The sequence below is a fragment of the Mycetocola sp. JXN-3 genome (genome assembly GCF_014522285.1).
GTDB classification, from domain to species: Bacteria; Actinomycetota; Actinomycetes; order Actinomycetales; family Microbacteriaceae; genus Mycetocola; species Mycetocola saprophilus.
This window is the reverse complement of record NZ_CP041635.1, coordinates 3,247,961-3,274,707: the sequence shown is the minus strand read 5'-3', so window position 1 is coordinate 3,274,707 and position 26,747 is coordinate 3,247,961. Positions and strand designations below refer to the sequence as shown.

At 66.7% G+C, this 26,747-nt stretch carries 20 protein-coding genes and 1 pseudogene; 12 read left to right on the top strand and 9 right to left on the bottom strand.

Annotated elements, in window-relative coordinates; all coding sequences use genetic code 11:
- Positions 1-293: 293 nt before the first annotated feature.
- From C7C57_RS14855 to C7C57_RS14845, 3 genes are read left to right on the top strand one after another with little or no spacing between them, the layout of a single operon-like run.
- Positions 294-1,628 (top strand): ABC transporter substrate-binding protein, encoded by a 1,335-nt coding sequence (locus C7C57_RS14855; RefSeq protein ID WP_051702032.1) that lies wholly within the window; start codon positions 294-296, stop codon positions 1,626-1,628.
- Complete coding sequence (locus C7C57_RS14850) at positions 1,618-2,784, top strand: carbohydrate ABC transporter permease (RefSeq protein WP_255505716.1); 1,167 nt, start codon at positions 1,618-1,620, stop codon at positions 2,782-2,784. Before C7C57_RS14855 ends, C7C57_RS14850 begins: the two co-directional genes overlap by 11 nt.
- Positions 2,777-3,670, top strand: a complete 894-nt coding sequence (locus tag C7C57_RS14845) for a carbohydrate ABC transporter permease (protein ID WP_187977005.1) — start codon at positions 2,777-2,779, stop codon at positions 3,668-3,670. The genes C7C57_RS14850 and C7C57_RS14845 overlap by 8 nt, the downstream gene beginning before the upstream one ends.
- A gap of 33 nt (positions 3,671-3,703) precedes the next feature.
- Here C7C57_RS14845 and C7C57_RS14840 read toward each other — a convergent pair whose 3' ends face one another.
- Positions 3,704-4,081 carry a helix-turn-helix transcriptional regulator gene (locus C7C57_RS14840; RefSeq protein ID WP_187977004.1) on the bottom strand — a complete coding sequence of 126 codons (378 nt, stop codon included), beginning with the start codon at positions 4,079-4,081 and terminating at the stop codon, positions 3,704-3,706.
- 79 nt (positions 4,082-4,160) lie between these two features.
- Here C7C57_RS14840 and C7C57_RS14835 point away from each other — a divergent pair, with 79 nt between their 5' ends.
- Positions 4,161-5,498 (top strand): FAD-dependent oxidoreductase, encoded by a 1,338-nt coding sequence (locus C7C57_RS14835; protein WP_187977003.1) that lies wholly within the window; start codon positions 4,161-4,163, stop codon positions 5,496-5,498.
- Between the two features lie 28 nt (positions 5,499-5,526).
- Here the strand turns inward: C7C57_RS14835 and C7C57_RS14830 are convergent, their stop codons facing one another.
- Complete coding sequence (locus C7C57_RS14830; RefSeq protein WP_187977002.1) at positions 5,527-6,576, bottom strand: Gfo/Idh/MocA family protein; 1,050 nt, start codon at positions 6,574-6,576, stop codon at positions 5,527-5,529.
- 259 nt (positions 6,577-6,835) lie between these two features.
- Between C7C57_RS14830 and C7C57_RS14825 the strand changes: the two genes are divergently transcribed.
- From C7C57_RS14825 to C7C57_RS14810, 4 genes are all read left to right on the top strand, one after another.
- Positions 6,836-7,441, top strand: coding sequence for a hypothetical protein (locus C7C57_RS14825; RefSeq protein ID WP_187976692.1), 606 nt, complete (start codon positions 6,836-6,838; stop codon positions 7,439-7,441).
- Positions 7,442-7,446: 5 nt separating this feature from the next.
- Complete coding sequence (locus tag C7C57_RS14820) at positions 7,447-8,784, top strand: alpha/beta hydrolase (protein ID WP_187977001.1); 1,338 nt, start codon at positions 7,447-7,449, stop codon at positions 8,782-8,784.
- 125 nt (positions 8,785-8,909) lie between these two features.
- Positions 8,910-9,479, top strand: coding sequence for a hypothetical protein (locus C7C57_RS14815; protein ID WP_187977000.1), 570 nt, complete (start codon positions 8,910-8,912; stop codon positions 9,477-9,479).
- A gap of 114 nt (positions 9,480-9,593) precedes the next feature.
- Entirely contained in the window at positions 9,594-10,190 is a 597-nt protein-coding gene (locus C7C57_RS14810) for a hypothetical protein (protein ID WP_187976999.1), read from the top strand.
- Between the two features lie 54 nt (positions 10,191-10,244).
- Here the strand turns inward: C7C57_RS14810 and C7C57_RS14805 are convergent, their stop codons facing one another.
- The 3 genes from C7C57_RS14805 to C7C57_RS14795 form a co-directional block, all read right to left on the bottom strand.
- On the bottom strand, positions 10,245-10,682 hold the full coding sequence (locus C7C57_RS14805) for a DoxX family protein (protein ID WP_187976998.1): 438 nt from the start codon (positions 10,680-10,682) through the stop codon (positions 10,245-10,247).
- 196 nt (positions 10,683-10,878) lie between these two features.
- Entirely contained in the window at positions 10,879-11,331 is a 453-nt protein-coding gene (sufU, locus tag C7C57_RS14800) for a Fe-S cluster assembly sulfur transfer protein SufU (RefSeq protein WP_030149378.1), read from the bottom strand.
- A gap of 46 nt (positions 11,332-11,377) precedes the next feature.
- Positions 11,378-12,667: an aminotransferase class V-fold PLP-dependent enzyme gene (locus C7C57_RS14795; protein WP_187976997.1), complete on the bottom strand. Its 1,290-nt coding sequence runs from the start codon at positions 12,665-12,667 to the stop codon at positions 11,378-11,380.
- A gap of 252 nt (positions 12,668-12,919) precedes the next feature.
- Here C7C57_RS14795 and C7C57_RS14790 point away from each other — a divergent pair, with 252 nt between their 5' ends.
- On the top strand, positions 12,920-13,837 hold the full coding sequence (locus C7C57_RS14790) for an amidase domain-containing protein (protein WP_187976996.1): 918 nt from the start codon (positions 12,920-12,922) through the stop codon (positions 13,835-13,837).
- 118 nt (positions 13,838-13,955) lie between these two features.
- Here the strand turns inward: C7C57_RS14790 and C7C57_RS14785 are convergent.
- The 3 genes and pseudogenes from C7C57_RS14785 to C7C57_RS14775 all read right to left on the bottom strand — a co-directional run.
- Positions 13,956-14,657 (bottom strand): annotated as a pseudogene (locus tag C7C57_RS14785) (dihydrolipoamide acetyltransferase family protein); the annotation flags it as partial.
- 7 nt (positions 14,658-14,664) lie between these two features.
- Complete coding sequence (locus tag C7C57_RS14780) at positions 14,665-15,696, bottom strand: LLM class flavin-dependent oxidoreductase (RefSeq protein WP_187976995.1); 1,032 nt, start codon at positions 15,694-15,696, stop codon at positions 14,665-14,667.
- Positions 15,693-16,337, bottom strand: a complete 645-nt coding sequence (locus tag C7C57_RS14775; RefSeq protein ID WP_255505715.1) for a TetR/AcrR family transcriptional regulator — start codon at positions 16,335-16,337, stop codon at positions 15,693-15,695. Before C7C57_RS14775 ends, C7C57_RS14780 begins: the two co-directional genes overlap by 4 nt.
- A gap of 155 nt (positions 16,338-16,492) precedes the next feature.
- Between C7C57_RS14775 and C7C57_RS14770 the strand changes: the two genes are divergently transcribed.
- Positions 16,493-17,767 carry an MFS transporter gene (locus C7C57_RS14770; RefSeq protein WP_187976994.1) on the top strand — a complete coding sequence of 425 codons (1,275 nt, stop codon included), beginning with the start codon at positions 16,493-16,495 and terminating at the stop codon, positions 17,765-17,767.
- Between the two features lie 122 nt (positions 17,768-17,889).
- Positions 17,890-19,308 carry a threonine synthase gene (thrC, locus tag C7C57_RS14765; RefSeq protein ID WP_187978416.1) on the top strand — a complete coding sequence of 473 codons (1,419 nt, stop codon included), beginning with the start codon at positions 17,890-17,892 and terminating at the stop codon, positions 19,306-19,308.
- 152 nt (positions 19,309-19,460) lie between these two features.
- Here thrC and C7C57_RS14760 read toward each other — a convergent pair whose 3' ends face one another.
- Positions 19,461-20,480, bottom strand: a complete 1,020-nt coding sequence (locus C7C57_RS14760) for a LacI family DNA-binding transcriptional regulator (protein WP_030149387.1) — start codon at positions 20,478-20,480, stop codon at positions 19,461-19,463.
- A gap of 280 nt (positions 20,481-20,760) precedes the next feature.
- Between C7C57_RS14760 and C7C57_RS14755 the strand changes: the two genes are divergently transcribed.
- On the top strand, positions 20,761-26,697 hold the full coding sequence (locus C7C57_RS14755) for a GH92 family glycosyl hydrolase (protein WP_187976993.1): 5,937 nt from the start codon (positions 20,761-20,763) through the stop codon (positions 26,695-26,697).
- Positions 26,698-26,747 lie beyond the last annotated feature (50 nt).

The following is a 26,747-nucleotide window of genomic DNA, read 5'->3' as shown; positions in this document are numbered from 1 at the left end:
GTGGATCCTTTGATCGGTGGGGAGAAAAACTGCCGTGGGGGAACGCTAACAGCGCGGCCGGGGTGGGCGCCCGGCTTTCGTAACACGGGGACATTCGCGCGCGCTCACGCGTTCCCGCGCGCGCGAATTCACGCGCCATGCGCGCCTTACATAACGCAGTGTTACCGGACGCGTCGGATCATGACGCGGGTGGGCGCGGCCCGGGGAGCGCCGATGCTAGCGTGACGCAACGCAACTCAGAGGCCCCGAATCGGGTTGCCAGACTCCCCGCCATCCCCGCCCAAAGGAACCCCATGTCATTCTTCTCCACCCCACGCCGCCGCCTCGGCCGCGTCACCGGTCTCGTGGCCGGCCTGAGCGTCGCCGCCCTTGCGCTGAGCGGGTGCGCGGCCGGTGCCAGCGCCGACGATAACTCGCAGGCCGGCGATAAGTCGCTCACGGTCCTGCTGATCTCCTCGCATAAGGGCGCGGCCGAGTGGCTGAAGACCGAGTATGAGAAGGAGACCGGGGTCAAGATCAACCCGGTCATCGTGCCCTATGACGAGATCGGGTCCAAGCTCGCCCTCGACCAGCAGTCGGGTGCCAACACGATCGACGCCGCCGCCCCCTGGTACGTCTCGCTGGGCTCGCTCGCCCAGGACGGGGCGATCAAGGACCTCACCGGCGTGATCAAGGACCGTGCCGCCGAGATCAAGCCCGACGACTTCATCCCCTCGATCTACGACCCCTACTCCCTGGTGGATGGCAAGCGCTACGGTCTGCCCTTTGACGGCGACACCCACGTGCTCTTCTACAACAAGGACATCCTGGCCCGGAACAACATCACCGAGCCGCCCGCCACCTGGGACGAGTACCTCGAAGACGTGAAGACCATCACCGCCAACGAGGGTAAGTCGGGCACCTACGGGGCCGCGGTCTTCGGGCAGAAGTCGCCGCTGATCCTCGGTGCCAGCTTCGCCAACCGTCTCGCCGGCTTCGGCGGGGAGTTCCTGGACAAGAACGGCAAGCCCGCGATCAACTCGCCCGAGGCCGTGAAGGCCGCCCAGGCCCTGGTGGATGTCAACAACTTCGCCCTGCCGACCCCGGCCGAAACCGACTTCGGTGCCGGCAACAACGCCTGGTACTCGGGCAAGGTGGGCTTCATCGAGAACTGGACCGACACCGGCGTGAACTCCCAGAACACCCCGGCGATCGCCGATAAGTGGGGCGTTACGTTCCTGCCCACCGAAAAGGCCGGCGAGAAGTCGCGCGCCTCGCTGGTGGCCGGCTTCAGCTGGGTCGTGGCCGCCAACACCAAGAAGACCAAGCTCGCCGAGGACTTCATCATCTGGGCCTCCTCGGAGAAGGTCAACGCCGCGCTGCTGACCGCGATCCCGACCACCGGGATCGACCCCAACCGCAAGTCCTCGCTCGAGGATGCCACCTACGGCGAGAAGTACCCGGAGATCCAGCGCGTCAACCGCGCAACCCTCGACGGTGCCCTCGCCTGGCCCACCGGCCCCAAGGCCACCGAGCTCGCGCAGACCCTGACCGATGAGCTGGCCAAGCTGCTCGCCGGCACCGGGGGCACCGCCAAGGAAACCCTCGACCGGGTGCAGACCAAGTGGGAGTCCCTCCTTGGGAAATAACACCCCCACGCTGGACGCCGTCGACCCCGAAACCGGGTCGGCGGCTTCCGCCGTTGCAGCCGCGGACTCCAACACGGAGTCCGCCCGCGCCGGGACCGCCGCGGGAGGAGAACCCGGGGTTTCCGGTTCCCCGACCGACGGTATCCGGGTTGCCGGTGCTCGGATCACCGATGACCGCGCCGCTACCGCCCCGGTCGCCGGAGCCGCCGGAGCCGAAGGCCTCGCCAGGCCGCGCCGCTCTGATCGATCCGCCCGTGGCCGGCGCCCGCGCCTGCCCGGCGAGGGTCCGCGTACCCGCCTGGTGCGGGCGGGACTGGTGGCCCCCGCCGGCCTCGCCGTCATCGTGCTGGGCGCGTTTCCGCTGGTGTTTATCCTGCTCGCGGCCTTCAGCCGCTCCTCACTCGGGCGTCCGTTCCAGGAGTTTGTGGGCGGCGATAACGTGACCTCGGCGCTGACCAACGACGATGTGATCGGCTCGCTGATCCGCTCGGTCGGCTATGCGCTGGCCGTCGCGGTGCTGAGCGTGGTGTTTGGGGTGATCGTGGCCCTGGCGCTCGCCGGGGCCGTGCGCGCCGGATCGCTGGTGCGCACCCTGCTGCTCCTGCCGCTGATCACCCCGCCGGTGGTGGTGGGAATCCTCTGGAAGCTGATCTTTAGTCCCTCGGGCGGCCTGATCGATACGCTGCTGCGCACCTTCGGCTACCGGGGTGAACCACTCTCGATCCTCGCCAATCCCGACCTGGCGCTCGCCGGGGTGGGCATCGCGGACATCTGGGAGTGGACGCCGCTGATCGCGCTGCTGGTTTTCGCCGCGCTGCTCGGTCGGGATCCCGAGGTGTCCGAGGCCGCAGCCCTCGATGGAGCCCACGGTTGGCGACTGTTCCGGGAGATCACCCTGCCGGCGATCGCCGCGACCATCGCCGCCGCGTTCCTGGTGCGCCTGGTGCTGGCCTTCAAGGTCTTTGACCTGATCTATGTGATGACCTCGGGTGGGCCCGGCCAGGCCACCACGATGCCCGCGTATCAGATCTACCAGGCGGCCCTGCAGCACTCGGATGTGGGCCAGGCGGCCGCCTTGACGCTGATCCTGGCCGTGGTCATCACCGTGATCACGACCCCGATCATCCTGATTTCCCGGAGGTTTGGCAATGACTAGCGCGACACTCACCCGCGGGCCCGATACCGCTCCCGCGGGCACCCCCGCGCTCCGTCGGACAGCACGCCCCCGGACCTCCGGCCGCCGCTTCCCGGTTGCGGCCACCGTGCTGGGGATCAGTCTCGCGCTGACTCTGATCCCGCTGCTGTATCTGTTCTCGCTCTCGTTCATGGGGCGCGCGGATGTGGCCGCCGGACACCTGCTGCCCTCGGCCCCGGCCTGGGGCAACTGGGAGGCCGCGCTGACCACCTCGGGGCTGCCGCGGGCGATCCTCAACTCGGTGATCGCCGCGGGCTTTGGGGCGTTGATTACCCTGGCGTTCGCGCTGCCGGCGGCCTGGGCGATGGTGCGCCACCAGACCGGCGGAAAGACCCTGACCGCGAGCATCCTGGCACCCTGGTTGCTGCCGCCGATCGTCGCGGTGATTCCGCTGTTCACGCTGCTGCGCATCCTCGGACTCAACAACACGCTGGTGGGTCTGGCCGTCGTCTACGCGCTGGCCAATACGGGTCTGGCGGTGTTCCTGTTGCAGGGGTTTGTGAAGAAGGTTCCGCTGGAGATCGAGGAGGCGGCGGCGCTCGATGGTGCGGGCACGCTGCGCATCCTGTTCCGTGTCGTTCTGCCGCTGCTGACTCCGGCGCTGATCGCCGTGGGGGTGGTGGTCGCGGTGCTCAACTACAACGAGTTCCTGCTGGCGCTCTTCCTCACCCAGGGGCCGGACTCGCAGACGGTTCCGGTGATCCTCTCGCTGCTACTCGGCGATAAGGTGCAGGACTTCGGGCAGCTCGCCGCCGCCTCCCTGGTGGGGGTCGCGCCGGTCTTTGCCGCCGCGGTATTCCTGCAGCGCGGCCTGGTGGCCGGGCTGACCTCGGGCGCGGTGAAGTAGCGCGGGAAAAACTCGAATTCGAGGGGCGTGCGGCTAGCTCGCGGTATCCACCGCGCAGCAGGCTTCACGCCCCTCGGGCGTCGAGGCGGCGATACTCGCCAGCAGGCGCACCGGGGTGGCCAGGGCTTCACAGCACAGCTCGTAGACGTTGGCGCGGCCGCGCGGGGTGACGGTGACCAGGTCGAGCTCCCGCAGCGGCGCGAGGTGGTGGCTGACGAGCGTCTGGCTGAGGCCGGAGGCATCGGTGAGTTCGCGGACGGTCAGCGGGCCGTCGGCCAGGAGGAGCACCAGGTGTAGCCGGTTGGGGTCGCCCAGGGCACGCATGAGCGGCGCGAGGGCGTGGGCACGGGCGGCGGCGTCTTCCCCGGATTCACGGGGTAGCGGCTGGAGTTCCAGGGGCGTGAGGGACATGATTCCAGTATTACATGTTGCGACTTCTATTAACAGTCTTTACTGTTAATACCTGTCAACCTGCATGAAAGGAATTGCCATGTCCACTCCCTCTTCCGATCCCAAGCTGCCCGTTATCGTGATTGGTGCCGGGCCGATCGGTCTGGCCGCCGCCGCCCACCTGGTAACCCGCGGACTCCGCCCCCTGGTGCTGGAAGCCGGGGCATTCGCCGGGGCCGCGATCCGCGAGTGGGGGCACGTCTCGCTGTTCTCCCCCTGGGGGTTCAACACCGATGCGGCGGCGCGGGCCCTGCTGGAGCCGCGCGGATGGGTGGCCCCGGATCCCGCGCGCGTGCCCACCGGCGCCGAGCTCGTTCGTGAGTACGTTCAGCCGCTGGCCACCGCCCCGGAAATCTCCCCGCATATTCGCTATGGTGCGCGGGTGGTCGGGGTGGGACGCCGGGGGATCGACAAGACCCGGACGGTGGGGCGCGAGCGTCATCCGCTGTTCGTGCGGGTCGAAACTTCGGGCGGGATCGAGGAGGTGGCGGCGGCCGCGATCATCGACGCCTCGGGCACCTGGTCCACCCCCAATCCGCTGGGTGCCAGTGGATACCCGGCAGCCGGGGAAGCTGCGTGCGCGCCGTGGCTGGTGGGGGCGCTGCCCGACGTGCTGGGCCGCGACCGTGCCCGGTTTGCCGGGCGATCCACCCTCGTGGTGGGGCTCGGCCACTCGGCCGCCAATACCCTGCTGGCACTGGTGGAGCTGGCCGAATCGGCGCCGGGCACAGAGATTTTCTGGGCGATTCGCGGACACTCCCCGCAGCGCCTCTGCGGTGGCGGCGACGCCGATGAGCTGCCCGCCCGGGGCGCGCTGGGCACCCGGCTGCGCGCGGCCGTGGACTCCGGACGAATCTCGCTGCTGCGCGACTTCGCGATTCACTCGCTGGGGGCGACCCCCGCCGGCCGGGTGAAGGTCAAGGCGGGCGGCTCCACCGAGATCGTGGTGGACGCGATCGCCGCGGCCACCGGGTTCCGTCCCGACCTCGACATGCTGCGCGAGGTGCGGCTGGATCTGGATCCGGTGGTCGAGGCCCCCGCGCGGCTCGCACCGCTGATCGACCCGAACCACCACTCGTGTGGGACCGTCGAACCGCACGGCGCGGAGATTCTGGCGCAGCCCGAAACCGGGGTCTACATCGTGGGGATGAAGAGCTACGGTCGCGCGCCGACCTTCCTGCTGGCCACCGGTTATGAGCAGGTGCGTTCGGTGGTCGCGGCGATCGCGGGTGATCATGAGGCGGCCGGCCGGGTCGAGCTGATCCTGCCCGAATCCGGGGTGTGCTGCGTGGCCCCGGGCGTGCCCGAGGCGCGCGTGACCGTGGGGTTCCCCACCGGGCTGGAGCACGGCTTCGCCGGGGAGGTCTCCCGCGGCTAGGCCCGGCTAGGTCCGCCCGCCCGCCGGGTTAGACCCGCGCGCCCACGGGGTCGCCCGGGCGCGGGGCGAGTCCGGCCGCTCGGTAGGCGGCGTCGATCAGGGCGAGGGTGCGCACGGACTCGGCGACGCTCACCGGGAAGGCCGCATGCCCGCGCACGGCCGCCCGGAAGGCATCCAGCTGATAGTCGAAGGAGGGGACGGTGCCGAGGTGCTCGGTGCGCGGGGCGTCCAGCGGGCCGATCAGCAGGCGGTCATCCAGCTGCGGCAGCACAAAATCGGGGGCCTCCAGGACTCCGGCGCTGCCGACGATGCGCAGCGAGAACTCCATGTCCGCGGCGTCCATCGAGGAGGTGATGCGCACCGGGGTGCCGTCGGGGAAGGCGAGGTTGGCGGTGAGTGAGCGATCCACCTCGGCATCCTCGGGGCGGCCCAGCGCGGTGGCACCGATCAGGCGCGGGGAGCCACCAAAGTGTGAACCCAGGTTTTCGGCGGCGTGCAGCGCATAGCAGCCCACATCCATGACGCTGCCGCCGGCGAGGCCCAGGCTCCAGCGCGGGTCCGCATCGTCGGGGGCGGGGATCTCCGAGCGGATCGTGACACTCTGAATCCGACCCAGCTCGCCCGAGGCCAGCACCTCGTGCACCCGCAGCCAGAGCGGGTGCATTGCATAGTGGAACGCCTCGGCCAGCACCAGGCCCGATCCGGAAGCTCGCGCGGCGAGGGATTCCAGCTGGGCGGAGTTGGCGGCGATCGGCTTCTCCACCAGCACGTGCTTGCCTGCGTCGAGGGCCCGGGCCGCCCACTCGGCGTGCTCGGAGTTCACCAGCGGGACGTAGATGGCCTCGATGTCCGGGGAACGTAGCAGCGCCGCATAGTCGTTTTCGGCGCGGAGGAACCCGTGTTCGGCCGCATAGTCGCGGGCACGCCGGGGATCGCGGGCGGCCACGGCGACCAGCACATCGCCGGCGGTCTGTGCGGCCGGAATCAGCGAGCGGGAGGCGATCCGTGCGGCACCCAGGACGCCTAAACGCAGCGGGCGACGCGGAATCGGGTTCGGGCGGGTAAGGGGAGAGGACATCGTTGGTCTCCGAAACATGAAGCGGGGAATGCGGCGGCCTGGCCGCGACGAACCCCACCACTCTACTCGGGTGCCGGGTCGGGCAGCACACATAGCAATCCTTATAGCAAACAGGTGTTCCGACAGGGGATCATCTTTTTGTTGCACCCGTCGGTAGCGAGGCAGGATGCGGGGGGGTACTTTTGCCCCGGGGGAGGCGTCAGGACCTGTTGCAGGACGCAAGAGGGCGCTTTCATCACTGCTTTTGGGGGTGAAAGCGATGCCGATTGCATTCGAAAACGGTGCCGCGGATATGTTGATCGAGTCCGCCACATCGGCGGCCACGATCCTTCGCGGTCAGGGTGCACAGCGCCGTGGCTCGGTGGAAGATGCCGTGGTCGACTTTTCCGGCGGGTACGCGACCCTGTTCACCGAGGCCGGCACGAGCGAGTCGGAGGACCGAGGCGGGCTGGCAGGAGCGTTTAACGCGCTCGCGGATCAGGTGCGTGACGCAAAGACTAAAGCACAGCAGGAGCGCGACCGGCTGAAGAAGCTTTCCGAGTGGAAGGCGCGAGATGCCGCTCGGCGGGAGGCAAACACCACCTCGTTTGGGCTGGTCATGCCGGTGCCGTTGAGCGAGGGGCTGCTGGATCCTCGGCCCTCGGAATACCCGATTGCGCCGCCGACGATTTCCACGTTCGCCTCCGTGAGATCGCGGACCCGGACGGCTGCCGCGTCTGCCGAGGGAAGAAGCTCCGCTGATCCCGAACGACTGCGAAGGTTTGTCACGCAGTCGCGGGCGGGAAACACCGCGATGGAGTCGGAGTTTACCCGGGTGAATAATGCCTGGTCACGGTTTGTGGGGTCGTGCTCCTGGGGCCGTTAGGGGTGGTGAGTACCCCGGCGGCGACCAAGATGTTGCTGTCGGAGGATCAGGCCGATGCGAGCTGGATCGAGGCCGTGGCCGCCGCGTTTGAAAACGCCGGTTCGGGGAGCCTTTCCGATTTCGAGATCACCCTGGCCGGGACCGTTGCCGTGACGGGGGCGAGGGGGCTTCAGACGTTACTTCTGGATAAGAACCTAACGCCCGCGCAGGTGGCCGCTACCTGGTCGTTCCTCTCGGGGTCGACGGGGTTTAACGCCGATGAGTTTATTCGGTCGAAGTCCTTCGAGCTTGCGTCCCTGAACGGCATCCCGTTCACGGTCATGGATCAGGCCGGACGCTACGCCCTCGACTATGCCCTCGATCCGCTTAGTGCGTGCCATGTGGATGGGGAAACTCTCAACCTCCGCGAGGCCTACCGGCGGATGGGCTTCAAAGAAGGCGAACGATCACTTGAGGACTTCAAAAAGGATTTGGAAGCGATCCGGAAATCGTTGAACCTGGCTCAAGCAAGAGTCGCGCCGGGGGAAACCATCCAACTAGTCTCACTTGGTCGGCATGACGGTGCTATGACGGCCGGCATCTCAATGGGCAACATGGATGAAGCGTCCACGGTCGGCGTGTTTGTTTCCGGGATGATGTCCAACGTCCGTGAGATGAGTGATGCCTTTGATGCGTTCAATGCGATTCGTCGAGGGGCGACCTCAAACACGGCGATGGTGACGTGGATTGGGTATCACGCGCCAAATATGCTTGAAGAGACGGTCCAAAACCGCGCCGATGCGGGCGCTCCGCGTCTTGCGTCGTTCCTGGATGGTATTACCGCTCAGCGTGCCGGCAACCCGGTCAATCGTCTGGTCGGGATTGGACACTCCTACGGCACCAACGTCCTTGCCGAAGCCCTCAAACGCACCGATGCGCACGTGAACGCCTACGTTACGCTCGGATCAGCGGGTTTGAAATACGGTACGACGGCCGATCAGCTGGGGGTTGATGAGATCCATGCGACCCATGCAGATGGCGACAATATTGCGCAGACCCTTGGACGCTATGTCCAGTTCCGTCCGCCCGGGGGTGACGGCGGCGGTTGGTATGAACCGCGGGTCGATCCGCGAGACCTGGAAGGTGCTCACGAATTCTCCTCGGAAGAAACCGAGGACGGGAAGGCGGTGACCATGCACAATCTGGTGAACCCCATCGATTGGTCCGGTTCGCCCGAGGCACAGTGGTTGGCAGATAACCTCGACGGGACCGCAGCGGCGGATGAAGTTGGCTATCTTAATCCCGATTCGAGCACCGTAGGAAAACTGAACGAAATCATGAGGGGAACATGGGCAGAAAAATAGCGAGGGCTCAGCGCACCCTCACCGTGAGCATCACGGCCTGTGTCGTGATGCTCATGCTTACGGGATGCACGACTCAAGAGCCAATCACAGATTCATCTGGAATTACTGAAAGCGAGGTGAAGTCCATGACTCTCAAGGAGCAGTATCAGCGTGCTGGTGGGCAGTATCAGGAGCTGAATGAGCGGTTTGCTGAGCTTCAGAAGGATATCTATCCCGGTGAGTGGCGTGAGGGTGGATCGAATTCGGAAGTTGTCCCGGGGCAGGGGTTCACGCGGGGGGATTCTCTGAAGGGTGATAACCGGGAAAACAGTTACTACTTCAATGTTTTTCGGATGTATATCACCGAGGACGATTTGAGTCCCGCTTTTGCGGAAATTGCCCGGTCGTGGAAGGCGAAGGGGTGGGAGGTGACCGATGGGAAGAGGCAGAGTGGTCGGCCGCGGATCACGGCGACTACTCCGGATGGTTTTTGGTTTGAGGCGAAGGGAAGTCCTGGAGCGCTAGAGCTTACGGGGATGTCTGCGGTGTACTGGGGCGACCAGTATGCCTTACTTGTGGCGGCAGCTGAGCGTCGTGATGCTGAAAATGCTGCGGGTGCTCCGTGGGACACAACGGATCGGGATGATCAGGGATATACGTATCGGTTGCCCGGGGTGTTTCGTCCGTTCCCGGCATGGGACGCGGCGGGTCAGTAAGGCGATGTTGGGCTGATGCAGGTCCGGGGGTGGAGCGCGGGGGCGCTGTTGGGTGTTCTGGTGTTGTCGGGGTGCGCGGTTCAGGTGCCGGTTCCGGCCTCTGATCATTCCGGGGTGACGGAGCAGCAAGCACTGGCCCTGTCTCTGAAGGAGCAATATCAGCGTGCAAGTGGGCAGTATCAGGAGTTGAATGAGCGCTTTGCCGAGCTTCAGAAGGAGATCTATCCCGGTGAGTGGCGTGAGGGCGGGACTTCGTCGGAGGTTGTACCTGATCAGGGTTTCGCTCGTGGGGCTGATCTAGAGGGAGATACACGGGAGAACAGCTACTACTTTGGCACAAATAGGATTTTTCTTAGCGACGATGACCTAAGCACCGTGTTTGCCAAGATCGTGGACTCTTGGCGCGCGAAAGGCTGGAGCGTAACCGGTGGAAAGCGTCAAAATGGGGTCCCGAGAATTACGGCGACTACTCCGGATGGTTTTTGGTTTGAAGCGAAGGAGCGTCCGGGCGAACTCTCGCTTACGGGGATGTCTGCGGTGTATTGGGGTGACCAATATGCCCTGCTGATGGCGGTCGCTGAGCGGCGTGATGCTGAAAATGCTGCGGGTGCGCCGTGGGACACGACTGATCGTGATGAGCAGGGGTATGCGTATCGGTTGCCCGGGGTGTTTCGTCCGTTCCCGGCATGGGACGCTAGCGCCGCGGAATAGACACTGCCCGGGGTCGCGCTACGCGACCCCGGGCAGTTCCATGAAGCGGAGCGACTAGGCCGTCGCGGTGGATGAGCGGCCGCGACGCAGGCCGCGCACCAGGTGGTCGGCCGAGAAGGTGCCGGGGCCGGTCAGGGCTAGGGCGGCGGCACCGGCGGCGAGGGCGAGGACCAGCTCAAAGCCTCCCGCGTCCACGAAGATGCCCGCCGAGGCGTGCACCAGGAACAGGGCACCGAGCATGTCGAGCACCAGGAGTCCGGCGACGATCCGGGTCGCCAGACCGAGGATCAGCGCGACACCCCCAACAATCTCCAGGATCGCCACGGCTGGGCCCACCAGCTCGGGCAGCGGTACCCCCATGCCGCGGAACGCTTCGGTGGTGCCGGCGAGGGTGAACTCGGTGAGTTTCTGCCAGCCGTGGGCGAAAAAGACGACACCGAGCGCAACGCGCAGCAGTGCCAGGCCAAGGGACGAGGTGGTCGACGGGGTCAAAACGGGCTCCTTCGATCGGAAATAGATTGTCGCTACAACTATTTCCGGGATCGGGTCCGGATGGGGGCAATGCCGCACGCCTCCCAGGGCATTGCCAGGTCGAAACCACCTGCGTTAGGCATCTGCGCGGCCCAGCGGCCCAGCGGTCTAGACGTTCAGGTGTCAGCCGCCGCGGACCGCCGGGCGCACGCTCCGCCTACTTGGCCGCGCTCTCCATCATCGCGCCCTCGAGCGCGGTCCAGGCGAGCATCGCGCACTTCACCCGGGCGATGTAGCGCGAGACACCCTCGAGGGCGGCGGCGTCCCCGAGGGGTTCGTCGTCCTCGATCCCGGCACCCTTAGACTGCATCAGTTCGCGGAACAGGCCGATCCGCTCGGGCAGTTCGGCCACCGGCAGACCCGCGGTCAGGTCGGTCAGCAGCGAGGCCGAGGCCATCGAAATCGAGCAGCCCTGGCCCTCCCAGGCGAGCTTCTCCACGGTTTCCCCCGAGGCGTCGGTGACCAGCTGCAGGGTGATCTCATCCCCGCAGGTGGGGTTCAGCTGGTGGTTGCTGGGGTGATCCTCGGGGCGCAGGCCGAAGCCGTGCTTCTGCTTGGATGCCTCCAGGATGACCTGCTGGTAGAGGGAGGCGAGTTCGGGTGAGCCCATGATGGCAGCTCCAGTTTCTAAATCTGAGTGGGGGAGTAAAACGGGATTAGTCGGCGAGGCCGAAGTAGGCGCGGACCTCGCCCAGGGCCTCGATCACCGCGTCGATTTCGGCGGTGGTGTTGTAGAAGTAGGGGCTGATCCGGGTCGAGGCGGTGACGCCCAGACGGCGGTGCAGCGGCTGGGCGCAGTGGTGACCCACGCGGATCGCGATGCCGCGATCATCCAGATACTGGCCCACATCGTGCGCGTGCACCCCCTCGACATCCAGCGCGACCACGCCCGAACGCAGCGCGGCCTCGCTCGGGCCGAGGACCCGGATGCCCGGGATTGCCGCGGCCCCGCGATACATGCGTGCGCCCAGCTCGGCCTCGCGCTCGTGGATCCGGTCCAGTCCCACGACATCGAGATAGTCGATCGCGGCGGCCAGCCCGATCGCCTGCGCGACCTGCTGGGTTCCCGCCTCAAAGCGCTGCGGGGCGGGCAGATACTCGGCCTTTTCCAGGGTCGCGGTGGTGATCATCGAGCCGCCGGTGAGGAACGGCGGCAGGGCGTTCAGCAGCTCGGAGCGGCCATAGAGCACACCGATGCCGGTGGGACCGAGCATCTTGTGGCCCGAGAACGCGGCAAAGTCCACGTCCAGCTCGCGGACGTTCACCCCCATATGCGGAACCGACTGGCAGGCGTCCAGCACCACCAGGGCGTCCGCGGCGCGGGCCAGGGCGACCAGCTCGGAAACCGGGTTGATCACCGCAGAAACGTTGGACACATGGGTGAACGCGACCAGCTTCACCTCGGGGGTGATCAGCGCGGCGGCAGCCTCCATGTCGAGGGTGGCGTCGTCCAGGATCGGGATCACCCGCAGGGTCGCGCCGGTGCGGGCAGCCAGCTCCTGCCAGGGGATGAGGTTGGCGTGGTGCTCACCCTCGGTGGTGACGATCACGTCTCCGGCCCCGATCGCGAAACGCTTAGCTTCCTCGCCGCCGAGGCTCGCGCTGGCGTTGGAGATGCCGTAGGCGATCAGGTTCAGCGCCTCGGTGGCACCGCTGGTCCACACCACCTCGTCGATATCGGCCCCGATGAATCCGGCAACCTTGGCCCGGGCATCTTCGAACCGCTCGGTCGCCAGGGCGGCCAGGGTGTGGGCGCCGCGGTGCACGGCGGCGTTGTGGTGCTCGTAGAAGTCGCGCTCGGCATCGAGTACGGCGGTGGGTTTTTGCGAGGTCGCGCCGGAGTCCAGATACGCCAGGCGGTGACCGTTCACCTCCTGATCCAGGGCCGGGAAGTCGGCAGCGAGGCGGGCGGCCTCGGCATCGTCGATCGGATGGTTCAGGGTCATGGGAGACGGCTTCCTCTGCCCAAAACGGGCACTTGTCGTACGGGGTGTGCTGTGAAGGAGCAACAGCACACGGGGAAACGGAATTCCCCACGCCCCCATTCTCTCGCGTGTGCGCCGCCCGGGCTACCCGGCGGGATCCTCGCGTCGTAACCTTCGATCCCGGCCCGCCGATTTTTGTGCCGATTTCCCAGGCACGCGCGCTTAGGATGAGGTCTCGACATATTGTCTGTATTTGTGTTTTGGAAGGTCCCCGTGCGCACTCGTCTCCCCGCCCTCGTTTTGAGCGGCCTGCTCGCCGCCACCCTCGCCGGGTGCGCCGCATCGGAACCCTCCACCGGCGGATCTGCCGCCCCCAGCAGCAACACCAGCGCCGATGCCGGCACCGGCAAGCCCGCGCTGACCAAGCTCTCCAGCACCGAGGGTGGTCTCTCCGGTGGCACCACCCTGACCCTGACCGGTGAAAACCTCAAGGGCGTCACCAACGTGCATTTCGGTACCGTGGACGCCGGCGACATCACCGTCAAAAACGACACCACCATCGAGGTCACCGTGCCCTCCTCGTTCAACTACGTGGTGGGCAAGGTTCCGGTCACCGCCCTGGTGGGTCAGACCGCTGCCGCGGGTAGCGCCGAGTACAGCTACGACGTGAAGACCGACGTGGACCGTCAGATGGCCTACCTCTTCAAGCACTGGAACAACTACAACACCGCGCAGTGGGGCGACATGAACGCCGGCGGTGGAGACTGCGCCAACTTCACCAGCCAGGGCCTGATCGCCCGCGGCTGGAAGCAGAACCCGCAGTGGAACAGCCCCGGCGTAAACGTGGCCTCCTCGACCGAGTCGTGGCGCTTCGTGCCCACCATGGACAAGTGGCTCACCAACGACGCCTCGACCCTGGGCCTCACCAAGCTGACCCTCGCCGACCGCGACAAGCTCAAGGTCGGCGACATCGGAGTGTTCCTGTGGACCGGCGAGGGCCGTCCCGACCACGTGATGACCGTGTCCAGCGTCAAGAAGGTGAACGGCCACACCGAGGTCGCGTTTGTTTCGCACAACCTCGACGGCGACTACCGCGACCTGGACCAGCTGATCAAGGACAAGAACGCCGCCAACAAGCCCGGCCAGGAGATGCAGGCCTGGTTCTACTCGATCCCCGACGCCAAGGCATAACCTCGGCCAGCCTGGTCGGTATCTGCGCATTCCCGACGCCCAGGCGTAACCTCCATCAGCCTGGTAGGCATCTGCGCGTACCCGACGCCCAGGCGTAACCTCGGCCTGCCTGCATTAGCTAGGCCAGCAGCACCGCGGGGTCCTCGATCACCGCGGCGATATCCGCCAGGAATCGGCTCATGGCGTCGCCATCCACCACCCGGTGATCAAAGGTTCCGGCAATCGTGGTGACCCAGCGGGGCGTGATCTCCCCGTCCACCACCCACGGTTTCTGTCGGATAGTGCCCACCGCGATGATCCCGGTTTCGCCGGGATTGATCATCGGGGTCGCGCCGTCCACGCCGAAGACGCCGATGTTGGTGATCGTGATCGTTCCGCCACGCTGGTCGGCCGGCGTTGTCCGCCCCGAGCGTGCAACCGTGGTGAGCGTGCCCAGTGCTTCGGCCAGTCCGTGCAGGGACAGGTTCTGAGCGTCCTTGATATTGGGAACGAGTAACCCCCGGGGGGTGGCCGCGGCGATACCGAGGTTGACACCCGCGGGGACCTCGATCGTTGCGCCATCGGGGCCCTCTCGCCAGGCCGCGTTGATCAGCGGCGTGCGCTGTAGCGCCCAGAGCACCGCCCGGGCGATCACGAGCAGCGGGGTGACTCGGACATCGGCATAGTCGGGTGCGGCCCGGAGCCGCGCGACGTATTCCATCGTGCGGGTGGCATCCACCTCGGTCCAGACCGACACCTGCGGAATGGTGAACGCGGACGTGGTCATCGCCTGGGCCGTGGCCTTGCGCACACCCCTGACCGGGATGCTCTCGGTGGCTGCCGTGCGCTCAGACACTCGGGGTCCAACCAATCGCCGGGGCGATATGGTCACGAACACCCTCGAGCAGGCGCAGATTGTGCTCGGGGCCGAGGATGTTGGGGATTGCCACCAGCAGGGTATCGGCGCTCATTACGGCCTCATCTCGCAGGAGTTCATCGATGATCCGATCCGGTTCCCCGATATAGCTCTTCCCGAAACGCGATACCGCGCCGCCGAGAACCCCGACCTGCTCTCGGGATGAATCCGCGGCACCCCCGTAGAGGTCGGCATCGCGCTGCGAGAGGATCGGGAGGATGCTGCGCACCACGGCTACCCGCCGGGCTCCCGGGTGACCGGCGGCGATCCGCGCCGCGTGGAAGGTACGGATCTGCTCGGCCTGAAGCTCGGTGAAGGGAATCCCGGTGTCCTCGGAGAGCAGGGTGCTGCTGAGGAGATTGAGGTTCTGTTCCCCGGTCCACTGTGCACTCTGCCGGGTAGCCGAACCCCACCAGATTCGCTCACTCAGCGTGGGCGAGTGCGGCTCGATCGAGAGCGGCGCGCTTCGGCCGGTCTCGGCTGGGTCGGTGTGGGCCACGGGGTCCCCGGCGATGGCTGCGCGGAACGTCTCCGTGTGCTCCCGAGCCATGTCGGCGGCGCTCTGGCCCGCCCGCGGGTGGAAACCGAAGCGCTCGTATCCACGCAGCGCCGGTTCCTGTGACCCGCGGCTGAGGCCGAGCTGGAGGCGGGCTCCCCCGATCAGATCCGCGGAGGCCGCCAGCTCGGCCATCAGCAGCGGGTTTTCGTAGCGCATGTCGATGACGGCGGTGCCGATTTCGATCCGGGACGTGCGTGCGGCGATGGCCGCGAGCAGGCTCCACGGACTGGAGAACTGACGCTGCAGGTGGTGCACCCGGCTCCAGGCGCCGTCGAGCCCGAGTGCCTCCGCACCCTCGGCGATCTCGATGCCCTGAGTCAGCGCCTCACCCGCCGTCCGAGCGGAGGCACCCCGGGCATTCTGATGGTGACCAAACGAGAGAAATCCGAGCCGGCGCGCGCTCATCTGGTCACCTCGGCCGGCGCGGTAGTGGTGGCGTCGGGGAAGGCCGCCATCGCGAACTCCACGGTCTCGAGCAGGTCGTCACGGGCAATGCCGCTGGCGGCCTGGACCGTCAGCCCCGTCGCCACGGTGAGGTAGTAGCGGGCGAGTTTGGCCGGATCGGTGCCCGGAGGGAAGTCGCCATCGTCGAGTGCCTGCTCAAATCGAAGCTGCATTCCGTGGCGGACTTCCTCACGACGGCGTGCCAGTTCGTCCTGCACGTCGATACTGTCGGCGGAGCCGGTCAACGCGCCCTGGACCAGCAGGCATCCGGTGGGCTGGTCTTCGTCGGTGGCGCTGAAGACCACGCTTGTCAGCATCTGCCGAGCCGCCGCCCGTCCCGTGGGCTGGGCCGCCGCGGCCTGGAGATTGGCGGCCGAGAAGCGCATGTATCGTTCCACCACTCGGTCGAAGAGCGCGCGCTTATTTCCGAATGCCGCATACAGGCTCGGGGGATTAATGCCCATGGCCTCGGTGAGCTCGGCGATTGAGGTTGCCTCGTATCCGCGTCGCCAGAACACATCGACCGCGCGGTCGAGGGCCTGCTCGAGGTCAAAGGCACGGGTGCGTCCACGAGTCATGCTCATCCAATCTGTAGTGGTCACTATATTAATCTGCTATAACTATAGCGGGCATTACAGAATTCATCCACCCGACGATTCGAACCTCGCCGAGTCGGCTGTCCACACCGTGTCCACCCTCCCCAATGAAAGGACCTCCTGTGACAGGAAGCATCCACACACCCCCCTCCAAAATGGCCATGCCGGTGATCGTGCTCGCGGTCTTTGTGGTCCCGCTGGCCATCTCGGGCATGGGGGTGCTGCTGCCCACCATCGCCCGTGATCTCGGGGCCTCCCCGTTCCTGCTGCAATCGGTGGTGAACGGCTTCAACGCCTCCTTCGCGATCTTCACCCTGGTGTGGGGTGTGCTCTCGGACCGGCTGGGATATCGCGCCACCGTCATCATCGGCCTGGCCTTTTTCACCCTGGGCTCCCTGGTGAGCACGCTAGCCCCGGACCTCGTGGTTCTTGATATCGGCCGCATCCTCTCGGGCATCGGTGGTGCCGCCGTGTTCACCGGGTCGGCGTCGCTGATGTCGAATGCCTGGGAGGGTGCCGCCCGCGCGCGCAACTTTGCGATCTTTGGCACGGTCATCGGCATCGGCTCGGCAATCGGCCCAGTGATCGCCGGGGTGCTCACCGGCTGGCTCGGCTGGCGCGGGGTCTTTATCGTGTTCGGGATCGTGACGGTGCTGGCGATCGTGTTCAGTCGCGCCCTGCCGCGGATCTCGCACGCCCCCGAACCCGGCCGAAAAATCATCGACTTCAGCGTGCTGCGGAACCCGCACTTCCTGGCGCTCGCGCTCGTTCCGGTGGCGACGGCGATCGGCGCGATCACCCTCGGCACCTACCTGCCCGTGGCCTTCGGGGCGATCTATGATCTCTCGGCCCCCTCGGCCGGTCTGTTCATGCTGTTTATGATGGTGCCCATCGTGGTGGCACCGCTGGCGGTATCTCGCCTCATTCACCGTTTCGCTGCGGTCACCCCGATGGGGATCATCTATGTGGCCCTGATCGCGATGCTTGTGGGCGATGCGGCGCTGCTGGTGATCTCCCCCGAGGTGGCAATCTGGTGGGCGATTCCCGGCATGTTCCTGATCGGGGCCGCATTCGGCATGACCATCGGCCTCGTGGACGGCGAAGCCCTCGCCCAGGTGCCCCCGCACCGATCGGGGGCGGCGGCCGGCGTCCTCAACTTCGTCAGGGTCGGCAGCGAGGCCGTGGTGATCGCCGCGTTTGCGGCAATCGTCACGGCGCTGATTTTTGCCAACCTGGGCGACCATGCTCTCGCCGATGCAACCTCGGCGGGCATTCCCGGGCAGGGCGACGCCTATGCGGCCGCGTTTAGGATCATCCTCTTGGTGATGATCGCGACCAATATTGTGCTCACCCTGGTTGTTGTTGCGCTGCACCGCGCGCATCTGCGTCGCACCGGTGGCGGGGTGAGGCACGTGTCGCCCCGCGCAGGAATCTAACCTCCGCAGATGCGCGGTACCGGCATCCCGTGCGCACCAATGTGCACGGGATGCTGTGTTTTTCTCACCGGCGCGCCCGGTAGGCTGGATTTCTCATGATCCCCGAGGAGAAAGGCGCGGAATTGCAGTACATCTCGACGCGCGGCCACGTCATTGGCCAGTATTCCGACGTTCTGGTTGAGGGCCTGGCCCCGGATGGCGGTCTCGCCGTCCCCGAAACCGTGCCCACCGTTTCTCCCGAGACGCTGGAGAGCTGGCGCGGCCTCGGCTACGCCGACCTGGCCACCGAGGTGATCGGGCTGTTCGCAACCGATATTCCCCGCGAGGACCTGTCCCGGCTGACCCACGCGGCCTATGCCGCCGATAAGTTTGAGGCCGCCGAGATCGTCCCGCTGACCGACCTGGGCCGCGGCATGACGCTGGTGGGCCTGTCCGAGGGGCCGACGCTGGCATTCAAGGACATGGCGATGCAGTTCCTCGGCGAGGCCATGGAATATGTGCTGGCCAAGACCGGCAGCAGCCTGAACATCCTCGGCGCCACCTCGGGCGACACCGGATCCGCCGCCGAATACGCGTTCCGCGGGCGCGAGCGCATCTCGATCTTCATGCTCTCCCCGCTGGGCCGGATGAGCGCCTTCCAGCGGGCCCAGATGTACTCGCTGCAGGACGCCAACGTGCACAACCTCGCCGTGGCCGGCGTCTTTGACGACTGCCAGCACCTGGTCAAGACCCTCTCCGAAGACCTCGACTTCAAGCGCACCCACCACCTGGGCGCGGTCAACTCGATCAACTTTGGTCGGATTTCCGCCCAGATCGTCTACTACGTGTGGGCCTGGCTGCGCGCCACCGACGCCGTGGATGCCGAGAAGCGTGCGGGCTTCGAGGTGTCGGTAGCGGTGCCCTCGGGCAACTTCGGCAACATCCTCTCGGGCTACTACGCCAAGCTGCTCGGTGTGCCGATCCGCAAGCTGGTGCTCGCCTCGAACGAGAACAACGTGCTGGACGATTTCTTCCGCACCGGCATCTACCGCCCGCGCACCTCGGCCGAAACCCTGGCCACCTCGAGCCCCTCGATGGACGTCTCCAAGGCCTCCAACCTGGAGCGCTTCATCTTCGACTTCTTCGGTCGCGACCCCGAGCGCACCGCCGGCGCGTGGAAGGACCTCGCCACCAACGGCTTCTTCGACCTCAGCGGCGAGCAGGCCCGCTTCGAGGCCGAGTACGGGTTCGTGAGCGGCACCTCGACCCACGCCGACCGGATCGACACCATCCGCTCGTTTGCCGAGTCCTCGGGCATCACCCTGGATCCGCACACCGCCGACGGCGCGAAGGTTGCGCTGCCGCACGTCGAGGAGGGCATCCCGATGCTTGTGCTGGAGACCGCCAAGCCGCGCAAGTTCCCCGAGATCGTGGCCGAGGCCCTGGGGTCCGCCCCCGAGCAGTCGGCCGAGACGAAGGCGCTGATGGAGGCCCCGCAGCGGGTCGAGGAGATTCCCTGCGACGCCGACTTCCTGCGCACCTACATCGCCGAGCGCATCTAGATTACGTTCGCACACGCACGGTGGCCGGGCCCTTCGGGGCTCGGCCATTTTGCGTGCGTGCCTGCGGTGCATGCGCGCGAGCGCTTCGGCCGAGGATGCATCACCGGGTCCGGAGAACGCCGGTGGATGTCGCGATCTCGGGTGCGACGCACCTAGCGCGGGGCGCGCTCCCCGCTGCCGCGCGGGATCAGGGTGGCCCCGAGCTGAATGTGCTGACGCGGTCCGGTGTCCCCGGCGAGCCGGCTAAAGAGCAGCTCGGCCGCCAGCCGGCCCACCGCCGCCGGGTCCTGCGCGACCACACTGACCGGCGGTTCCAGGGCGTCGGCAAGCTCGAAGTCGTCGAATCCGACCAGGGCGATCGAGGCACCGCGCTGGCGCAGCAGGCGCACTACGCGCACGCTCCACCGGTTGTTCCCGGAGAGGATCGCGGTGGGCGGATTGTCCCGATCCAGCAGTGCCAAAAATGCTTCCCCGGACTCGGGGGCCGCGGGGTTGGCCATCAGCACCAGGTTGTCATCGCGCTCGATCCCGGCGGTTTCCAACGCCTCCAGGTACCCGATGCGGCGCTCCTGGGCGGTGTAGAGACTCGCGGTGTCGCCGACAAACGCGATCCGCCGGTGACCTGCGGCGAGCAGGTGACGGACCCCGGCGGCGGTCCCGCCGCGGTTATCCACCAGGACCGTATCGGCGTCCACATCCACGCTCGGCCGGTCCACAAACACCAGCGAGCAGCCGGCTTCACCCTCGGCCGCCAGCACGCGCGGATCCATGCCCTCGGCGGGGGTGATGATCAGCCCGTCGATCCCGCGTCCGCTGAGCGAGCGCACCAGCGCCTCGGCTCGGCGCGGATCCTCGGCGGAGGAGGACACCAGCAGCGCGTGATGGTGCGCGTGGGCCACCTCCTCGACGGCCCGGGCAAGGGTGGAGTAGAACGGGTCCGCAAGGTCCTCGATGATCAGCCCAATCGTGGCCGTGGTGCCCTGGCGCAGCTGCCGCGCCTGCTCATTTCGACGGAACCCGAGTTCCCGGATGGCCGCCTCGACGCGTACCGCCTTGGCCGCGCTCACACTCTCGGTTCCGTTGACCACGCGGGACACGGTTTTCAGGCTTACATCCGCCAGTTTGGCCACGTCGTTCATGGTGGGGCGGGTGCTGCGGGGGAGCGGCGTCATGGATGTCCTCGGGGGTCGGTCGCGGAATCCGCGACGCTGTGTCAACGATGTCAGATCCTAGCAACACAGTCCGGCAAATTCCGGTGTTATTGCGAGATTAATGCCCGAACTTGTGAATCTCTACCCCGTAATCGCGGGGATTTTGCCCGAGTCCCCCAAAAGACAACGTTGACATTTTTTGGGCCGACGCGATAGATTCGGCGCAACCCGTGCCACGCAACGATGCAGTGCGCATGATGCGGGTTCCTCCCAACCGGTCCTTCAATGACGAAAGGCAAGCATGTCGGAGCAGTCCCATCCCCTCGCGCCTCCGGCGCACGGGCGCACTCCCGCGCCCGATCGAGGTCATGTTAGTCACCCCCTCGGTGCGGAACGATCCGCACGCCCCCGCCCCCTGCGCCGCCTCGGCGCGCTGGGGGTAGGCACCGCGCTGGTACTGGGCGGATTCTCGCCGGTGCTCTTCGCGGCCCCCGCGAGCGCGGCCCCCGCCGAAGCCAACTTCGCCAGCTCGTTTGAGGCCACCGATCCGGCAGCGCTCTCCAGCACCGTCGAGCAGCGCGACGGCAAGCCCTGGCAGAAGAACGTGCAGGGTGTCGGCCTCCCCGACCTGATGAAGGCCCTGGGCTCGGTTTCCGCGAGCGCCGAAAACGTCCCCAACGAGGCCGCCCGATTCGCCGCCGACGGCGACGCGGGCACCAAGTGGCTGACCTTCACCACCGCCGCAACCCTGGACTACACCTTCACCACCGCGCAGACCGCGGTCACCTACAAGCTGGTCTCCGGCAACGATGCCCCCGAGCGCGATCCGCGCACCTGGCGCATCCTCGGTTCCAATAACGGCACCGACTGGACCGAGCTGGATTCCCAGACCGACCAGTCCTGGAAGTCCTCCGAGCGCGGCGTCGCCAAGGAGTTCACCCTCAAGACCACCGGGGCCTTCAGCAAGTACCGCCTCGACATCGCCTCGAACCAGAGCGGCGGGCTGATCCAGCTGGCCGACTTCCTGCTGGCCGGGGCGATCCCCGAAAACCCGGTCGCGACCCCGATTAACACCGAGGTGGGCTCGGGCCCCTCGGACGGGTTCAACATCAAGGCCCGCGTCGGCTTCACCGGTGTGCGCGCCCTCAAGTACTCGGGTGCCCACACGGCCGAGGGCCGCGGCTATGCGTCCAACGTGATCTATAAGGATGTCTCGATCCCGGTCACCGACACCAGCCGACTGAGCTACCTGCTCTTCCCCGAACTCACCGGCGGCGACCTGCAGTACCCCTCGACCCACACCGCGGTCGACCTGCACTTCACCGACGGCACCTACCTGTCCGACCTGTCCGCCAAGGACCAGTACGGATATGCGGCCACCGCACAGGGTCAGGGCACGGGCAACATTCTCTACCCCAAGCAGTGGAACTCGGTCCGGGTGGACCTCGGCCGGGTGGCCCAGGGCAAAACCATCGACCGCTTCCTGCTCTCCTATGACAACCCCGGAGCCACCGCGAGCACCGCGTTCTCGGGCTGGCTGGATGACCTGAAGATCGAGGCCACCCCGGCCACCATCGACGGCAGCAGCCTCACCCACTACGTGGACACCCGACGGGGTACCAACTCCTCGGGCAGCTTCTCGCGTGGATCCAACGAGGCCATCACCTCGGTGCCCAACGGCTTCAACTTCCTGGTTCCGGTGACCAACGCGCGGGCAACCTCGCGCACCTACCAGTACCAGCAGGGCAACGACGCGCAGAACCGCACCCCGTTCCAGGGCCTGGCGATCTCGCACCAGCCGAGCCCGTGGATGGGCGACCGCAACCAGTTCTCGGTCATGCCGGTGCCCGGTGCGGGTGCCCCTAACGGCAACCCGGGCCAGCGCTCGACCACCCTCAAGCACGAGAACGAAACCGCTCAGCCCGACTACTACGGCGTGAAACTCGACAATAAGGTTTCCGCCGAGATGACCCCGTCCGATCACGGCATGGTCATGCGCTTCACCTTCGACGGCAACGACGGCAACGTGGTGTTTGACTCGCCCAAGGCCGAGCAGAAGTTCACCATCGCCGCCGATGGCACCGTTTCCGGTTGGGTGGATAATGGCTCGGGCTTCCGGGTCGGCCAGTCGCGCATGTTCATCTCGGGCAAGTTCGACCAGACCCCGCGCAGCCTGGGAACCCCGCCGGGTGCCCAGGGATCCACGATGTTTGCGGCCTTCGACACCTCCCAGGCTAAGACCGTGACCCTGCGCATGGCTACCTCGCTGATCAGCCTCGATCAGGCCACCAAGAACCTCGGCCTGGAGATCGGCAACCGGTCCTTCGACCAGGTGCGGGCCTCGGCTCAGAAGATCTGGAACGACCGCCTGAGCGCGATCACCGTGGAGGGTGCCTCGGAGACCGAACTGGTTTCGCTGTACTCGAACCTTTACCGCCTGAACGTGTACCCCAACGTGCAGCATGAGAACACCGGCACCGCCGAGCAGCCCGTGTACAAGTACGCGAGCCCGGTCAACAACAAGAGCGGCACCGCCACCGACACCAAAACCGACGCGCAGATCCGCGACGGCAAGATGTATGTCAACAACGGTTTCTGGGACACCTACCGCACCGTATGGCCCGCCTACGCGATGCTCTACCCGGATGTGGCCGCGGACCTCGTGGACGGATTCGTGGAGCAGTACCGTGCCGGCGGCTGGGTTGCCCGCTGGTCCTCGCCCGGATACGCGGACATCATGACCGGCACCAGCTCGGATGTCGCGTTTGCCGACGCCTACCTGCGCGGGGTCAAGCTGGATGATCCGCTGGGCACCTACGACGCGGCGGTCAAGAACGCGACCGTGGTGTCGGGTTCGAGCTCGACCGGCCGCAAGTCGGTGGGCACCTCGACCTTCCTCGGCTACACCCCGGCCAGCCAGGGTGAGAGCGTCTCGTGGGGTCTTGAGGGCATGATCAACGACTACGGCATCGGCAACATGGCCGCCGCCCTGGCCGAGGATCCCGCGACCCCCGAGGAACGTCGCGCCCAGCTGCGCGAGGAGGCCGAGTACTTCACCGACCGCGCCACCACCTACGTCAACATGTTTGACCCGGCGGTGGACTTCTTCCAGGCCCGCAACGCCGATGGCACCTTCCAGGTGGCACCGGAGAACTACGACCCCACCACCTGGTGGGGCCCCTACACCGAGACCAACGGCTGGAACTTCGCGTTCCACGCGCCGCAGGACCCGGCGGGCCTTGCCGCCCTCTACGGTGGCCGGGCGGGACTGGAAAAGAAGCTGGATGACTTCTTCTCGATCCCCGAGACCTCGGCCGGACCGATCCACGAAGAGATCGAGGCACGCGATGCCCGCTTCGGTCAGTGGGGAATCTCCAACCAGGTCTCGCACCACATTCCGTTCCTCTACAACGCGGTGGGTGCCCCGGCCAAGGCTCAGGCGATCACCCGCGAGGCGATCAAGCGCAGCTTCGCCGGTTCGGAAATCGGTCAGGGTTACCCCGGCGATGAGGACAACGGCGAAATGTCGACCTGGTACCTCTTCAGCGCCCTGGGCCTGTACCCGCTGCAGGTCGGATCGAGCGAGCTGACCATCGGCTCGCCGCTCTACACCAAGGCGACTGTCAAGCTCGGCGACAAGACCCTGGTCATCAACGCGCCGAACAACTCCGATCAGAACACCTACGTTCAGTCGCTCAAGGTAAACGGGAAGGCGTACTCGAGCACCTCGATCGACTCCAACCTGCTCGCCCAGGGCGGCACGCTGGACTTCGTGATGGGTTCCAAGCCCTCGGCCTGGGGCACCGCCGAGGCGGACGCACCGCCCTCGCTGAGCACCGGGGAACACCCGGCTTCGCCGCTGCTGGACTCGGCCGATCCCAAGATCGCCCGCGTCACCAGCCGCGACGGGGAGAACACCGCCAACCTGGTAGACAACAACGCCGCCAGCCAGGTGTCCTTCGCCTCGAAGACCCCGCAGATCACCGTGGCCTACCAGGGGCCGGCTCAGTCGCCGAGCTTCTACACGCTGACCTCGGGTACCTCCGCGGCCACCGCCCCGACCGGGTGGACCCTGGAGGGCAGCAACGACGGCAAGACCTGGAGCGTGGTGGACACCCGCCAGAACCAGAAATTCGACTCCGCGCTGCAGACCCGGCCGTTCAAGATTGCCCAGCCGGGTAACTTCGCTCAGTTCCGCCTGAACGTGACCTCGGGCGGTGACAGCGTGGCCCTGGCCGAGCTGGAGCTGCTCGCTCACGCCTCGGATGCATCGGGATCGAAGCTCACTGTATCGCCGGCACAGGCACTGGGTGCGCGTTCGGGTGTGGCCGAGACGCTGAACCTCGGTGGCGTCAGCGGTGGCGAGGCGAAGGGCTACGCGGTCAGCGTGAACTGGGGCGATGGCAGTGCCGCCGGCACCGCCACCCTGGGATCGCCGACCCTCGGGGTGTACCCGGTTTCCGGTTCGCACACCTACGCCCAGCCCGGTGAGTACCGGGTCACCGTGACCGTCACCGACGGCACATCCACGGCCACCACGAGCCTTCCGATTACGGTGGACTACCTGGAGCCGGGCAGCCTGCGCGCGGCCTTCGACAGCCAGTGCATCGCCGATGACGGTGTGGGCGCCAACTGTGATGCCAAGGGCATCTCGTTCCCGCGCAAGGGTCTCGCCGATGGTGGCCTGACCCAGGGTGTGGAACACGGCGTCCCGGGCACCGATCTGCGCTTCACCATCCCGGTGATCGCGGCGGGTGCCCCGGATAACGCCACGGGTGCCGGTCAGGTCATTCGCCCGAATCTGGGCGAGGGCGCGACCAAGCTGTCCTTCATCGGTGCCGCCACCGAGAAGAACCAGGACACCACGGCCCTGGTCACCTTCACCGACGGATCCACCGAGACCATTCCGCTGCAGCTCTCGGACTGGACCAAGGGTGGAAACTCGCAGGCGACCCCGCTGTACGGCAACATCGAGGTGGTGAAGTCGAGCTATCGTCTGGCCGGGCCCAACCCGTCCAACGTGCCCTCGTTCTTCTTCTCCACGGTGCCGTATTCGATCCCCGAGGGAAAGACCGTGCAGACGATCACCCTGCCGGTTCAGCCCGGTCAGCCGGGTGTTGAGGGTCGGGTGCACGTGTTCGCGATCGCCGGCAACGGCATCGCCGCGGACACCGCCTTCACCGCGACCGTGGGCAAGGACATCGCCGTGGTTGCCGGAGAGAAGGTTTCCGCCGACCTCGCCACGGTGACCCAGGCCGCCGGGGCCATCGCACCCAAGGCCCGCGTTCAGTGGGGTGATGGATCGGACATCCAGGATGTGGAACTGGGTGCCTTCACCGACGGCAGCGCGACCATCGCCGCCGAGCACACGTTCACCGAGCCGGGCACCTACCCGGTTGTGGTCACCGTGTTTGGTGCCTCGGGTACGCAGCAGCTGCGCCTGAGCGCCGAGGTGACTCCGGTCAAGGTGCCGTACTCGCCGACCATCGCGGTGGCCCCGGCCGGCGGCGTTCGCGCCGGCGCCGAGGCGACCATCACCGGTGCGGGCTTCGCGCCGAATGAGAAGGTTAGCGTGAGCGTGGCCGCCGATCCCGCCATCATCCGGGAGACCACCGCCACCGCGGAGGGCGAGATTTCGCTCACCGTGACCGTGCCGAAGAACACGCCCGCGGGCGCGCTCGGAGTCACCGCGGTGGGGGAGACCTCGGTTGTCCCGGCCAGCGGAACCCTGACCGTGCTGGAAAACACCACCACGCCGGTCTACACCCCGCAGGTGCGCTCCAACGCCCAGAACGCCCGCGTGGGTGACCTGGTGGAGATCACCGGTGAGGGCTTCGCTCCGGGGGAGAAGATCACCGTGGTGCTGCACTCCGACCCGATCACGCTGGGCACCGCCACCGCGGACCCGCGCGGCGGACTGGTGTTCTCCTTCACCGTGCCGAAGGGCGCGGAGGTGGGCCAGCACGAGATCGTGGTGACCGGTGCCACCTCGGCCGTGGATGCACGGATGGCGTTTGAGATCCTGCCCGCCCAGGTCCCGGGAGACGGGGGAACCGGCAACGGTGGCCCCGGATCGGTGGACCCGGTAACCGGGAAGCCGATCACCAAGCCGGGCGGCGGCATCGCCACCACCGGTGCCCCCGAGTCGAGCGCCCTGATCGCGGGCCTCGGACTGCTCACCCTGATCGCCGGAGCGGGAGTCTTCCTGCTGCGTCGTCGCCGGGCCACGCAGGACTAGCGTTCACCACGGCGGCCCCTCCCGAATCCTGGATTCGGGAGGGGCCGTTG

Excerpts from the sequence above, each read along its gene's own strand:
- C7C57_RS14840 (WP_187977004.1), bottom strand. The coding sequence starts at position 4,081 with ATGTCCCTCACGCCCCTGGAACTCCAGCCGCTACCCCGTGAATCCGGG.
- C7C57_RS14755 (WP_187976993.1), top strand. The coding sequence starts at position 20,761 with ATGTCGGAGCAGTCCCATCCCCTCGCGCCTCCGGCGCACGGGCGCACT.
- C7C57_RS14760 (WP_030149387.1), bottom strand. The coding sequence starts at position 20,480 with ATGACGCCGCTCCCCCGCAGCACCCGCCCCACCATGAACGACGTGGCC.
- C7C57_RS14770 (WP_187976994.1), top strand. The coding sequence starts at position 16,493 with ATGCCGGTGATCGTGCTCGCGGTCTTTGTGGTCCCGCTGGCCATCTCG.
- C7C57_RS14780 (WP_187976995.1), bottom strand. The coding sequence starts at position 15,696 with ATGAGCGCGCGCCGGCTCGGATTTCTCTCGTTTGGTCACCATCAGAAT.
- C7C57_RS14825 (WP_187976692.1), top strand. The coding sequence starts at position 6,836 with ATGCCGATTGCATTCGAAAACGGTGCCGCGGATATGTTGATCGAGTCC.
- sufU (WP_030149378.1), bottom strand. The coding sequence starts at position 11,331 with ATGGGCTCACCCGAACTCGCCTCCCTCTACCAGCAGGTCATCCTGGAG.
- C7C57_RS14845 (WP_187977005.1), top strand. The coding sequence starts at position 2,777 with ATGACTAGCGCGACACTCACCCGCGGGCCCGATACCGCTCCCGCGGGC.
- C7C57_RS14830 (WP_187977002.1), bottom strand. The coding sequence starts at position 6,576 with ATGTCCTCTCCCCTTACCCGCCCGAACCCGATTCCGCGTCGCCCGCTG.
- C7C57_RS14855 (WP_051702032.1), top strand. The coding sequence starts at position 294 with ATGTCATTCTTCTCCACCCCACGCCGCCGCCTCGGCCGCGTCACCGGT.
- C7C57_RS14835 (WP_187977003.1), top strand. The coding sequence starts at position 4,161 with ATGTCCACTCCCTCTTCCGATCCCAAGCTGCCCGTTATCGTGATTGGT.
- C7C57_RS14795 (WP_187976997.1), bottom strand. The coding sequence starts at position 12,667 with ATGACCCTGAACCATCCGATCGACGATGCCGAGGCCGCCCGCCTCGCT.
- C7C57_RS14815 (WP_187977000.1), top strand. The coding sequence starts at position 8,910 with ATGACTCTCAAGGAGCAGTATCAGCGTGCTGGTGGGCAGTATCAGGAG.